This is a genomic window from Acinetobacter indicus CIP 110367, assembly GCF_000488255.1.
GTDB classification, from domain to species: Bacteria; Pseudomonadota; Gammaproteobacteria; order Pseudomonadales; family Moraxellaceae; genus Acinetobacter; species Acinetobacter indicus.
On the sequence record NZ_KI530755.1, the window covers coordinates 437,064 to 450,789 of the forward strand.

Below are 13,726 nucleotides of genomic sequence, written 5' to 3' on the forward strand. Positions count from 1 at the left end.
AACCTACTCCGACGCAGCCATCCAATGCTGCTTAATGATTAAATCCTTATTCCGTCTGTCTTTACGTATGGTCACTGGCTTTGTGCAAAGTCTGATTAAACTTTGCGGATTAAATTGGATAGCTCCAGATTACACCACGCTTTGTAGAAGACAAAAGCATATTGATATTGTAATCAGCTACCAAAAAAGTAGTGATGGGCTGCATCTACTCATGGACTCTACAGGCATGAAGTTTCTAGGTGAGGGCGAATGGAAACGCAAGAAACATGGACCTGAATATCGTCGCCAATGGCGTAAACTTCATATTGGTATAGATGCTAAAACCCTACAAATACGAGCAGTTCAGCTTACAACCAATAATGTCAGTGATTCACAGGTGCTTGGTGATTTACTTAATCAGATTCCACAAGATGAGCAGATTGACTCTGTTTATACCGATGGAGCTTATGACACCAAGCAATGCCGTCAGGTCATTGCAGATCGGCAAGCGCATGCAGTGATTCCACCTAGAAAAAATGCGAAACCATGGAAAGATACAAAGAGTAGCTCGCTAGCGCGAAATGAATTACTTCGAACAGTTAAACGTTTAGGCAGGACACTATGGAAAAAATGGTCAGGCTATCATCGCCGCAGTTTGGTGGAAACCAAGATGCATTGCATCAAATTATTAGGCGATAAATTAATGGCAAGAAGCTTTCCTAGTCAGGTGAATGAGATTCATGCACGTGTAGCAGTCCTCAACAGATTTACGGAATTAGGTCGACCACTTACCCAAGTTACGCCTTAAATTTGGCTCAATTAGGGGCGCTTTGCATTTCAAATCTTTGTGCAACAAAGCCGAATGCCGTTGACAACGTGGATTTAACACTCAGGGATGGTGTCAATCTGCAACAAGCGATTCAAGTGGCGAAAGATATAGATCAGCAAAGTAAGCAAAGTGGTTTTAATCAACATGCTTTAGATCAGATGTAAGCGTCCGCTGAACACACCTTCTGAATTCATCCTATAAGCCTTAATTTAGTCCCCACTTAGAAACAAGTGGGGACTTAAATTTATGACTACAAATAATCAGACATCCATCGCATCTCTTGCGAAAAAACGAAGAACATACAGTGCTGAATTTAAACAGCAGATCGTTCAGGCTTGTAAAGCACCGGACGTTTCAATTGCTTCAGTCGCTTTGCAACATGGATTGAATACAAATCTTGTATCCAAATGGATTCGCTTAATTGATGCTAAGCCAGGGAGTGATCGCTCACCACTACCAAATAAACCTGCATTTATTGCCTTATCTTGCTCTGCACCATTAGATCCTACTCCTACTGACATGTTAAAAGTTCAAATTACTTTACCCCACTCAAAAGCAGAAATTGGCTTGAAATGGCAAGTATCAGAAATACCTGCCTTGGCAGAATTACTCAAGGTGCTGGCAACATGATCCGTATCGATGAAATCTGGCTTTCTACCCAACCTCTGGATATGCGAGCAGGGATGGATACTGTCATGGCTCAGGTGGTGAGAGCCTTTGGCTACATTAAACCGCATTGTGCTTACCTGTTCTGTAATAAACGTGGCCATCGCATGAAAGTGCTGGTACATGATGGACTGGGCATCTGGCTGTGTGCCCGGCGGCTGGAACAGGGAAAATTCCACTGGGCTAAAGTTCACCAGGGTGAAAGCGTAGCTCTCAACCCGGAACAGTTACAGGCATTAATCCAGGGTTTGCCTTGGCAGCGCATTGGACGACAGCAGGTGGTCACGATGCTCTAAACCAAGCTCGGCTATTCTGCTATCCTCCAAACGTTCTATTTCATTCTTCTCATGACCTCAGGCATACTACGGTCATGAATACGCTGCCAGATTTAAGCCAACTGACCCATGAACAACTGCTGGAATTCACCCGGCAGTTGGCGATGCAGCATCAACAACTCGCAGAAGATAAACAACAATTAGATGCTCAAGTTCAACATCTGGAAGTATCAAATCAACAATTAGATGCCAAAGTTCAACATCTTGAAGTCACCAATCAGCAATTAGATTCTAAAGTTCAGCATCTTTCTATTCTCAATCAAAAATACGAGCATGAACTGGCGCTGTTTAAAAAGCACAAATTCGCCCAAAAGAATGAACACTTAACGGCAAAACAAATCCATCTGTGGGATGAAGCGGTTGAAGAAGATATTGCCGCGGTTGATCTAGAACTGGAACGGCTAAATGCAGATAAAACCCATGCAGCGACACAGAAAGCCACAGTCAACAAACCTAAACGTCGACTGCTGCCAGATCATCTACACACCATCCGTATTGAGCATGAACCTGCATCAACCCAATGCAGTTGTGGCTGCCAGTTACGTCGTATCGGCGAAGATATCAGTGAAAAACTGCATTTCAGACCGGCACAGTTCTATAAGGAACAGCATGTACGTGGCAAATGGGTCTGTGATCAGTGTGACACCCTGACTCAGCAAGCGATGCCCGCCTATGTGATTGATAAAGGCATTGCTTCACCTGAACTGCTCAGCCATGTTTTGGTATCGAAATATGCCGATCATTTGCCGCTGTACCGTCAACGTCTGATCTATCAGCGGGCGGGAATCGAACTTTCTAGATCAACTTTATCTGACTGGATAGGTCGCTGCGGTGTGGAACTGGAACCTCTGGCCAATGCCTTAAAAGAGGTGGTACTACAACAGCAGGTGCTGCATGCAGATGAAACACCAGTCACCATCATGCGGATGGGTGAGAATGATAAAAAACCGAAGAAAGGTTATGTCTGGGCCTATGCCACTACACAGTACAATCCAGTTCAAGCCGTGATCTATGACTTTCAGGATAGTCGTTCAGGTCAGCATGCTGAAGCGTTCCTGAAAGACTGGCAGGGCTATCTAGTCTGTGATGATTACAGTGGTTATAAAGCACGTTTTAAATCAGGCCAGGTGATTGAGGTGGGCTGCATGGCCCATGCACGTCGTAAATTCCATGAACTGCATGTAACTGGGAAAAGTCAGGTTGCTGAACAGGCCTTAGTGCTGATTCAGAAACTGTATGCGATAGAAGCAGAACTCAGGAAAAAGACCGATGGTACAGCGGAAGACCGCCGCGAATACCGACAACAGCATAGTCAACCAGTGATGCAACAACTATATGAATGGCTCAACCAACATCATCTGACAGTGCCATCGAGTTCTCCCACCGCCAAGGCCATCAATTACACTCTGAAGCGTTGGCCAGCTTTAAGCCGCTATCTGGATGATGGCAATCTACCGATTTGCAATAACTGGGTGGAAAACCAGATGCGCCCCTGGGCGTTGGGACGTAAGAACTGGTTATTTGCAGGTTCGCTGCGCAGCGGTCAGCGAGCGGCAAACATCATGACGTTAATCCAGTCAGCAAAGCTGAATGGGCTGGATCCCTATGCCTATTTAAGTGATGTGCTGAAAAGGTTGCCGACACATAAAGTGACTCAGATTGAAGAATTGCTACCACACCGCTGGAAACCTGAACCGAATTAAAAAATAGGCATGGGGTTCAGCGGACGCTTACGATCAGATGGCACGGCAGGGTTATAGTAATGCACGGTTTGAGGTGAATGCTGAAGAGGGATTAGATTTGGTGGAGGAGTTTTATGCTGAAAGCCCGCAACAGCAGGATCAGAAAAAAGTTAATGACTTAACGCAATGGAAGGATATTCAGAAGGGTTTGCAGGAAAGTGTTCAGACTTTGAATTAAGAGATAAGGCATCAATAGGTGCCTATTTTTATATCCTAGAAAGAGGTGATTAGAGTAACTGCCTTGAGTCGATCAACAATTTACGCCATGATGGATCAATATTCGCCATACTACGATCCAACTTTCCCAAAGAAAGTGAAAATTACCCAAAATATAATAGCTTGGTCTGTTTTAGAAATTCATCAATGGATTGAAAGTAAACTGGCGAGCCGTGAATAAGATGGGAGCTTAGGCTCCCTTATTTTTTTGTTTTCTTGTAGACTGAGTTTGATTTTTAGCCTAAGTGTTCTGAATGAAAACAATAGGCTACTACAATAAACATGCAGAAGAATTTACTCACTCAAGAGCTTTGTTATATTTGAAGCATAAATTAGATTCTAAAAATGAAAAAGGTGTTTCATTGATTTACATTTGAAATCTGATTGAGTATCCTTTCATTAGATTTAAGAGATTCCATTGATGATGCTCACCAATAAGTTTACAAAACTTATTATTGTGTTTGTCCTGTTTTTGTTTGCTATAACAACGACGGGGATTTATACGTGGGCGCCAGTTTTGGTTAAAAATCTCGATCATCATCATGAAGTGGTTATTTCAGCCGATACTGCTGCAGACTCTAGCCAATGGTCATTAGCCCATATTGATGATCAGCCAACGACAGCGCAAGAAGATACAAAAAATCACAGCTGGAAAAGTTATGATGAACCGCAATTTCATCATACTGTAAAACCGATTCAAGCAGTTGATCAAGTCTCTATAGATCCTGTTTTCCTCATTAGCTTTCTGCTACCTCTTATCCTGTTTTTCCTGCATTATTTTGAACGTCTGATTCGAATATTTGATGTCAGAAAGAGACTGGATTTTTTATGTAATTCTTATACATATTCAAAGTCATTAATCGTCCTTAGAAATTGATTTTCCTATACAAGAAATAATTTTCATTTTTTTGTATAGGTAGAATTATGTCTAAAAAAACACAGCTTTTTATAGCCTGTGGTCTAGCTGTAGTATCGATATACGCAAATTCAGCGTCAAATTATGCACAGCTTCAACAACAGGTCATAGCAAATGACTCTATATTAAAGAGTTTGCAGAATTCCCAAACTGCTTTTGAAGTAAATCAAAAATTTGCTGGCAAATTGAATAATCCAACATTCAATGCCGAATTGGATAATCTTGGAAATTCCAAGTTGAAGGAGTTAGATGGTCCTTCAACCATGATTGGCTTATCGCAAGAGATTCCACTCAATAACAAACGTGCATTGCGTCAGCAGGTTGCAGGTTTTCAAGGCAATACCAACGAATATGAAATCGTAAAAAGACAGGCTGACTTAAAAGCTGATTTACGCATTTGCATGTCAAATTGGTTTGTTGCATCACAACGTGCACAGATATATGCGACAGAAAGTAAACTCAATGCACGTCAAGCAAATGTATTGAATGAAAAATTGAAATTCGGTCGAGTCATTCCTTCTGAAGTTCAACTAAGTTCAGCATTGTCTTCTGAGTCTAAATTACGTCATTCCAATGAGCTAAAAAAGATTCAGTATCAGAAAAATTTATGTTCTAAATTCATCCCAGATTTACCTAACCAAGCCGTTGAAGTTCCTTTAACAATTAACTTTTCTGACAAAACCAGTTTAAGCGAGCGTGAAGCAAGCTTAAAAAGTCAGCTTGCAAAATCTCAATTTGAGTTAGCAAAAAAAGAAGCTGTACCTGATATCACGGTAGGTGTTGGTGTTCGGAACTATCAAGAAACCAATGACAAGGTATTTCTAGTGTCAACGTCCATACCGCTTCCCGTGTTTAACCGTAATAACGGCAAAATCGCTATTGCTCAAGCAGAGCAAAATTATGCGGAGATACGTTCTGCACTCACTGCTCGAAACACAAAAATTGAATTAGAAAATAAACAAATTCAGATTTCAAATCTGATTGATGCCATACATCAGTATGACAAAACCTTGCTTCCCGCGACCAATGAAAGTCTTCGTATTGCTGAAATGGGTTATCAGGCAGGGAAAATTTCACTGCTTGAATTCAATAGCATTAAACAAATTTGGCTAGATAAGCATTTGGCTCGTTATGACCTGTGGTTGGCTTTGCAAAATGAAATTGCCGAAGTTGAACGCAATTATGTCACTGATTTAGCGAAGGAATAAGGGGGAGATACAATGAATCAGCCTAAGAATATATTGATTGCTTCAGGGGCAATTGCATTACTGGTGGTGCTTTGTGCGATTGCTTGGTACAAAACATCGAACAAGCCTGTGACATCTGAACATGGGGAAGCTGTGGAAGAAAAAGCGGCAGTTCCTGGGGATGAAAAAGGGCCTCATGGCGGTCGCTTATACCGTGATGGTGATTTTGCGGCAGAGGTGAAGATCTTTGAAGAAGGTGTAGAGCCACACTTGCGTGTGTATGGTTATTTCAAGGATGAACCATTAAAGCCATCTGAGCTGCAAGCCAATATTTATATTAAGCGTTTAGATGCCGAGCAAAACATCAGTTTTACACCAGAAAGTGATTACTTGATTGGCAATGAAATTGTCTATGAACCACATTCATTTCTAATGATCGTTAATGTGAGTTATCAAGGCAAAAAACATAGCTGGAAATGGGATACCAAAGAAGGCCGTGTCACGATACCAGACTCCAGTTTAAAAAGCAGTGGATTAGAGGTGCTGAAGGTTCAGCCAATGCAATTTGAAACTGCGTTGGAGCTCAAAGGTGAATTGAAGTTTCCAGATAATTTTGAAAGCTTTGTGACACCAAAAGCAAGTGGCACATTGCTGAAAACCTATCGCTCGATTGGAGATAAAGTCAATCAAGGTGATTTGCTAGCAGTGGTGCAAAGTCAGGAACTGATTCGTATCTCTGCAGAACAAAAAATTGCGCAAGATAATTTACAATTTGCCCGAAAAAAAATGGAGCAGGAGCGAAGCTTGTGGCAAAAACGTGTTTCACCAGAAGTTGACTATATCAATGCGAAGCGTGAATACGATGATGCACTTGTCCGTGTGAATGAACAAAACAGTTTAATTCGTTCTTATGGCGGGGCAGGAAATGGTACGATTGAAGTACGTGCTGCTATGTCGGGTACAGTCCTAGAAGTTCTTGGAGCTGTGGGGGCAAATGTGAACCCATCAACACCACTTTTCAAGATAGCCAATACATCTCAGCTTTTGGCTGTTGTCAATGTGCCAGCAGATAAACTGAATTTGATAAACCCAAATAACAAAGTAACAGTAAAAGCTGAAGCACCGAATACGGAAGAAGCGCTAGGACGTATTAAATATATTAGTGATGTTATTGATCCTAAAACTCGTACTGCACAAATCTTTGTCGAAATTCCGAATCAGTTTAAATGGCGTTCAGGTCAGTTGATTAGCGCTCATATTTTTGAAAAAGAAAGTATGAAAGCCATGGTGATTCGTGAAGATGCTTTACAGAACTTCCGGGATTGGGATGTGGTGTTTATTCGTGTAGGGAATGATTTCGAAGCTCGTCCACTAGAGTTGGGGGATAAATTTAATGGTTTCATCGAGGTGAAATCAGGTTTAAAACCTGGACAACTTTATGCAGCAGGCAATTCTTATTTACTAAAAGCTGAGCTAGGTAAATCTGGCGCTTCTCATGATCACTGATAAGGGGAGCGACTATGTTTGATCAAATTGTAAAATTCTCGATAAGAAGTCGATGGTTTGTACTTTTGACCTTCTTGTTGATTGGTGCATTAGGCGTTTATAACTACTTTAAACTGCCTATTGATGCCGTACCTGATATTACCAATGTTCAGGTTCAGATTAACAGTGAGGCAAAAGGGTTATCTCCACTTGAGATGGAAACTCAAGTAACTTATCCAATTGAGACAGCCTTGGCTGGTATTCCAAATCTTGATTACACGCGTTCAGTGTCTCGATATGGTTTATCGCAAGTTACTGCAATCTTTGATGAAGGCACTGATATTTATTTTGCACGCCAATTGGTGAATGAAAAACTACAAGGTGTAACTGCAAGTTTACCGGGTGGTATTTCTACATCGATGGGTCCTGTGTCTACAGGTCTTGGCGAAATTTTCATGTATACCGTGGAAAACAGTAAAGATAGTCCAAATCCTTTATCGCCAACAGAACTTCGTACTCTTCAAGATTGGGTGATTAAACCACAATTACGAAATGTCGAAGGTGTCAATGAAATCAACACCATTGGTGGATATCTTAAGCAATTTGTCGTGCGCCCTAACTATGCTTATATCCGTAGCATTGGTTTAGATCAGCAAGATATTGTGGAAGCGATTTCTAAGAATAGCTCAAACAAAGGTTCAGGCTATATCGAAAAAAATGGTGAACAGTATTTAATTCGTTCAGACTCGCAAATCAATTCTATCGAGCAAATTAAGAATATCCCAGTAACTACAAGTAATGGTTATATCCTACGCTTGAGTGATGTTGCTGAAATTTCGATTGGTCATGAACTTCGTACTGGTGCAGCAACTAAAGATGGTCAAGAAGTTGTGCTTGGCACAGCCTTTATGCTTATTGGTGAAAACTCGAGAAATGTTGCACATGCTGTTGATGAAAAGTTAAAAGAAGTCCAAAAATCACTACCAGAAGGTGTAGAAGCATCTGCTGTTTATAACCGTACTACTCTGGTTGATGCCACCATTGAAACAGTGAAAAAGAACCTTCTAGAAGGTGCAATTCTCGTTATCGTAGTCCTGTTTATTTTCCTTGGACATTTCCGTGCTGCATTAATTACTGCCATGGTTATTCCGTTGTCTATGCTCATGACTATTACAGGGATGGTAAACCAAAAGATCAGTGCCAACTTGATGAGCTTGGGGGCTTTGGACTTCGGTATTATTGTAGATGGTGCAGTTGTTATTGTTGAAGCATCATTGGCGAAACTTGCGCTAAAACAAAAAGAGTTGGGTCGAGTTCTAACGCGTCAAGAACGCTTTGCCACAGTGTTCGAAGCTACACGTGAATCACGCAAAGCAATTTTGTACGGTCAACTGATCATTATCATGGTGTATTTGCCGATCATGACGCTGTCTGGTGTTGAAGGTAAGATGTTTACCCCTATGGCGTTGACTGTGGTAATGGCGCTCTTGGCTGCTATGATTCTTTCAATCACATTTGTACCAGCTATGGTTGCTTTGGTGACTTCAGGTAAAGTGAAAGATGAGGAATCCAAAATTGTACACTGGATCAAAAACTTCTATAACCCAATCCTTGATTGGTCTTTAAATCACCGCTATAAGCTGATTGCTTTTGTCGCTATCTTCTTTGTTTTTAGTGCAAGTTTATCGACACGCTTAGGTTCTGAATTTATTCCATCTTTAGATGAAGGTGATGTTGCGTTACATGCCCTACGTATTCCTGGTACTTCTTTAACTCAAGCGATTGAAATGCAGTATGCACTTGAAAAAGAAATTAAGGAAATTCCTGAGGTTAAAACTATTTTTGCCAAAGTTGGTACGGCTGAAATTGCAACAGATCCAGTTCCACCAAACGTGGCAGATAATTTCGTTATTCTAAAACCTCGAGATCAATGGCCTGATCCTGATAAAGAGAAATCAGAAGTCGTTGCCGAAATTGAGCGTGTATCCAAAGCTGTTTACGGTAATAACTATGAATTTACTCAACCGATTCAGATGCGTTTTAACGAGCTAATCTCAGGTGTGCGTACGGATGTGGCTGTCAAAATTTCTGGTGATGATCTTGATCAGCTCCTTGAATTAGGTGAAGAAGTTGCTGAAATTTTAGAAGGCGTTAATGGTACTGCTGATCTCAAAGTTGAGCAGATGACAGGTTTGCCTATGGTCTCAGTTGAATTAAAACGAGACATGATTGCGAATTATGGATTAGATGCTGAAGATGTTCAAAACCAAGTTGCGAGTCTAATTACTGGACAGACAGCAGGTCTTGTTTTTGAGGGTGATAAAAAATTCGATATTGTTGTACGGATGGATGAAAGTTCAGTAACAGATTTAGAAAAGCTATACCAAGTGCCGATGAATTTGCCAAATGGAACCAGCGTATTGCTATCTGAACTGATTGAACTAAAGACCATTCAAGGTCCAAACCAAATCTCTCGTGAGAATGGTAAGCGTCGAATTGTAATCACAGCCAATGTCCGTGGTACTGACATTGGTAGCTACATTGCTGAAGCACAAGCAAAGATTGATGAAGGTTTCAAGCTGCCAGAAGGTTATTGGCTTTCATGGGGGGGTACGTTTGAACAAATGGAGTCTGCAACCAATCGCCTAATGATTGTCGTGCCAATCGCATTACTGATGATTTTTGTAATGATTTACATGGCACTTGGTAACATTCGTAATAGTGTATTGGTATTTACAGGTGTTCCATTTTCATTGACAGGCGGTGTGATTGCACTTGCATTGCGCGATATTCCTTTATCGATCTCTGCTGTAGTTGGTTTTATTGCGTTGTCAGGGGTCGCTGTTTTAAATGGGTTGGTTCTGGTTTCAGCCATTCAAAGACGACTTGAACAAGGTCAAGAACTTATCTCTGCAGTTAAAACAGGGGCATTGGAGCGATTACGTCCAGTCTTAATTACAGCTTTAGTTGCATCTCTAGGCTTTATCCCAATGGCTTTAAACGTCGGGATTGGCTCAGAAGTTCAGCGTCCAATCGCTACTGTGGTCATCGGTGGGATTATATCTTCGACCTTATTAACCTTGATTATTCTGCCAACACTTTATGTCTGGTTTAATCAAAAGCGAAGACCAAAAGAACCTACTCAACCTATTCCATATTCAGAATAATCGTTTTCAGGAATAGACCCATGATGAGTATAGTGCGAGATCAAAATCTGAAAATTGTCAAAATCTGGCTGGCCTGTATTTTGAGTCTCGTGCTGTGCTTGCATTTTAATCAGCATGCTTCAGAAATAAGTGTAATTGAACATTATTCAAATCTTGATGTAGCTCATGCACATCAGCATGAATCTGTGCAAATGCATATGCATACCGATAACCTCTATGAGCATGTCGTGGGATATGCTGCTATAAAACTTCTTGCACTAATATTGCTGCTTTCTACAGGGAAAATACGCGATCGTATTCAGCGTTATATCTTTTTGATGGCCAGTCGAATTTTTAAACCACCAAAAACATTAAAGGTTTTTTCGATTCTTTTATTTTTTTTGGAGTTTAAATTGATGACGAATTATTTTTCACAATATGTGAAGAACAAAATCGGCTTGAAACTATTTGTGGTATTGAGTTTGATTTTATTCAGTCCTGTCTTATTGGCACATGGTGTTGCCGAAGGGGATAAGGGCTATATCCAAGAAATATATGGTGTCCATGTGATTCCATTTATTTACTTGGGCGCTAAACACATGGTGACTGGCTATGACCATTTACTTTTTTTGGTTGGGATTATCTTTTTCCTTTATCGAATGAAGGATATTGGCCTGTATGTCAGCCTGTTTGCCATTGGGCATTCAATCACCATGCTGGTTGGTGTGTATTACAACATTTCGATGAATGCTTACATTATTGATGCCATTATTGGTTTTTCTATTGTTTACAAGGCTTTGGATAACCTTGGTGCATACCAGCGCTGGTTTGGTTTTCAACCGAATACAAAGATTGCGACGCTAATCTTTGGTTTGATCCATGGTTTTGGTTTGGCCGTGAAAATTCAAGAATATGAAGTGCCTGAAGATGGGTTATTAGCCAACTTAATCTCATTCAACATTGGTGTTGAATTAGGTCAATTTATGGCGCTCTGTATCATTTTATTGTTAATGACCATGTGGAGAAAGACCTCTTTTTTCTTCAAAACGGCATATCAGAGTAACGTATTTCTCATGTTCCTTGGTTTTCTATTGGTGGGTCTTCAGCTCACTGGATACTTCACTCAATAAAAGGTTTTAAGCAATGTATAACAATGAAATTCCAAAAGATGTTGAACTTCCATCATCTAAAAAGTTAATTAAATCTACCATTATTGCAGCTGTGAGCGCAGTCGTGGTTCTCGTGACCTGTGTAATGCCAGCAGAATATGCCATTGATCCTACCGGTATAGGTAAAGTACTTGGTTTAACCAATATGGGTGAGATTAAGCAGTCACTTGCAGAAGAGTCTGAAAATGGTATGGGTGTGACAGAAAGCTCATCAACTGATGGAACTGTAGATTCTAATGCTCAAGTGGTAAGTCCAGTTGAAGAAGATATTGTTGCTCAGACAGCGGTTATGCCCGGAATTATGAAAGACTCAATTAGTATTGAACTTAAACCTGGTCAAGCAACTGAAGTCAAAGTAAAAATGCCTGAAGGTGCCAGCGTGAATTTTGATTGGAAAACTAATGGTGGTGGCTTGAATTACGATTCTCACGGTGATCCTGTAAATGCACCTAAAGATTTTTACCATGGTTATGGAAAAGGTCGTAATGAAACAGCACAACAAGGTACTTTAACAGCAGCATTTGATGGCTCTCATGGTTGGTTCTGGCGCAATCGTACAGAGCAGAACGTGACGGTAACACTGAATGTTGAAGGTCAGTTTAGCGAGATGAAAAAAGTTTTTTAAGTTTGAAATAATCTCCTTGGACTAGTCCAAGGAGATCTTAATTGGCATAAATGGTTAGGTTCTGAATAAGGAGTCTCTAAAATGCTTGAAGTATTAAAAAACACAACCTATAGACATTTGTTCTTGGCCCAAGTGATCGCACTTGTTGGTACAGGGTTGATTACGATTGCACTTGCATTACAAGCCTATGATATTGCCAAAGGTCAAGCCGCAGAGGTTTTAGGCATCGCCTTAGCCATTAAGATGATTGCCTATATTGGAGTTGCACCAATTGCATCTGCTTTTGCAGAACGTTTGCCACGTAAAAAAGTACTTGTTACTCTGGATATTATTCGGGCTTGTACAGCATTGTGTTTACCTTTCGTGACGCAAATTTGGCAAATTTATGTGCTTATTTTTATTTTGCAATCAGCTTCAGCAGCATTTACCCCGACTTTTCAAGCCATGATTCCTGATGTACTGCCAGAAGAAAAAGAATATACCAATGCCTTGTCATTATCTCGCTTAGCTTATGATTTAGAAAATATTATTAGCCCAATGCTGGCTGCATTTTTATTGACCTACATCAGTTATCACAATTTATTCTTAGGAACTGTAATTGGATTTATTGGTTCAGCATTATTTGTCGTGAGTGCCAAACTTCCTAGGGCTAAAGTTCCTGAATTTAAAGGCGTGTATTACCGTATTAAGCAAGGGTCAAAAATTTATTTAAATACCCCACGCTTGAAAGCTCTCTTGGCACTCAATCTTGCTATTGCATCAGCAAGCGCGCTGGTCATTGTAAATACTGTGGTATTGGTACAATCCACTTTTAAATTAACAGAACATGCAACTACATTAGCATTTGGTTTGTTTGGCTTGGGTTCAATGCTTTCAGCTTTCATCCTACCCCAAATTATAGATAAATTTGCAGACCGCAAAGTAATGCTTGCAGGTACTGCTATCCTTGTGATTGGCTTATTTATGGGCTATTTCATTGGCAATTTTAATAACTTATTGGTGCTGTGGTTTATTTTAGGTATTGGCTATTCAGTTGCACAAACACCGACAGGACGTTTAATTCGTAAATCTGCAGACAGTGAAAACCGCACTGCATTATTCGCAGCTCAATTTGCATTTTCTCATGCTTGCTGGCTGATTACCTATCCTTTGGTGGGCTGGCTCAGTACCAACTTTGGAACATTATTTACCTTTATTCCAATGGCCATTATTGCTGTTCTTGCATTCATTGCAGCAAGCTTACTTTGGTCAGCAAGAGATGATGAGGTGAAAGAACATCATCATGCAGATTTACCACCAGATCATGCACATCTCCTCGAACATAATAAGGATGGTAAACATGAACATGAATTCATGGTCGATCATTACCATCAGCATTGGCCGAAATAAGCTAAGCTTATTGAATAGATTAAAAGATAGAAAATGTGCTTT

At 40.4% G+C, this 13,726-nt stretch carries 13 protein-coding genes and 1 pseudogene; all 14 read left to right on the top strand.

Annotated elements, in window-relative coordinates:
• Positions 1–787, top strand: a 787-nt coding sequence (locus P253_RS10715; RefSeq protein WP_023274421.1) for an IS5 family transposase, incomplete at its 5' end; no start/stop codon positions are given.
• A 68-nt stretch (positions 788–855) separates the two neighbouring features.
• A pseudogene (locus tag P253_RS15955) lies at positions 856–969 on the top strand (hydrolase or metal-binding protein); the annotation flags it as partial.
• Positions 970–1,054: 85 nt separating this feature from the next.
• Positions 1,055–1,438: an IS66-like element accessory protein TnpA gene (gene tnpA / locus P253_RS10725; protein WP_002114018.1), complete on the top strand. Its 384-nt coding sequence runs from the start codon at positions 1,055–1,057 to the stop codon at positions 1,436–1,438.
• Positions 1,435–1,770 (top strand): IS66 family insertion sequence element accessory protein TnpB, encoded by a 336-nt coding sequence (tnpB, locus tag P253_RS10730; RefSeq protein ID WP_004828548.1) that lies wholly within the window; start codon positions 1,435–1,437, stop codon positions 1,768–1,770. Before tnpA ends, tnpB begins: the two co-directional genes overlap by 4 nt.
• Before the next feature lie 74 nt (positions 1,771–1,844).
• Positions 1,845–3,512, top strand: a complete 1,668-nt coding sequence (tnpC, locus tag P253_RS10735; protein ID WP_016658586.1) for an IS66 family transposase — start codon at positions 1,845–1,847, stop codon at positions 3,510–3,512.
• A gap of 37 nt (positions 3,513–3,549) precedes the next feature.
• A complete protein-coding gene (locus P253_RS10740) occupies positions 3,550–3,729 on the top strand; it encodes a hypothetical protein (RefSeq protein ID WP_016658587.1) in 180 nt (59 codons plus the stop codon).
• A 45-nt stretch (positions 3,730–3,774) separates the two neighbouring features.
• Complete coding sequence (locus P253_RS15530; RefSeq protein WP_228128864.1) at positions 3,775–3,948, top strand: helix-turn-helix transcriptional regulator; 174 nt, start codon at positions 3,775–3,777, stop codon at positions 3,946–3,948.
• Positions 3,949–4,191: 243 nt separating this feature from the next.
• The gene (locus tag P253_RS10745; RefSeq protein ID WP_035363461.1) at positions 4,192–4,644 is read left to right on the top strand and encodes a hypothetical protein; all 453 of its coding nucleotides are present in this window, start codon (positions 4,192–4,194) and stop codon (positions 4,642–4,644) included.
• Positions 4,645–4,691: 47 nt separating this feature from the next.
• A complete protein-coding gene (locus P253_RS10750) occupies positions 4,692–5,891 on the top strand; it encodes a TolC family protein (protein WP_016658589.1) in 1,200 nt (399 codons plus the stop codon).
• A gap of 12 nt (positions 5,892–5,903) precedes the next feature.
• Complete coding sequence (locus tag P253_RS10755) at positions 5,904–7,376, top strand: efflux RND transporter periplasmic adaptor subunit (RefSeq protein ID WP_016658590.1); 1,473 nt, start codon at positions 5,904–5,906, stop codon at positions 7,374–7,376.
• A gap of 14 nt (positions 7,377–7,390) precedes the next feature.
• The gene (locus P253_RS10760; protein ID WP_016658591.1) at positions 7,391–10,522 is read left to right on the top strand and encodes an efflux RND transporter permease subunit; all 3,132 of its coding nucleotides are present in this window, start codon (positions 7,391–7,393) and stop codon (positions 10,520–10,522) included.
• Positions 10,523–10,917: 395 nt separating this feature from the next.
• Positions 10,918–11,631 (top strand): HupE/UreJ family protein, encoded by a 714-nt coding sequence (locus P253_RS10765; RefSeq protein WP_035363463.1) that lies wholly within the window; start codon positions 10,918–10,920, stop codon positions 11,629–11,631.
• A 13-nt stretch (positions 11,632–11,644) separates the two neighbouring features.
• On the top strand, positions 11,645–12,295 hold the full coding sequence (locus P253_RS10770) for a hypothetical protein (RefSeq protein ID WP_016658593.1): 651 nt from the start codon (positions 11,645–11,647) through the stop codon (positions 12,293–12,295).
• 81 nt (positions 12,296–12,376) lie between these two features.
• A complete protein-coding gene (locus tag P253_RS10775) occupies positions 12,377–13,684 on the top strand; it encodes an MFS transporter (protein WP_016658594.1) in 1,308 nt (435 codons plus the stop codon).
• Positions 13,685–13,726 lie beyond the last annotated feature (42 nt).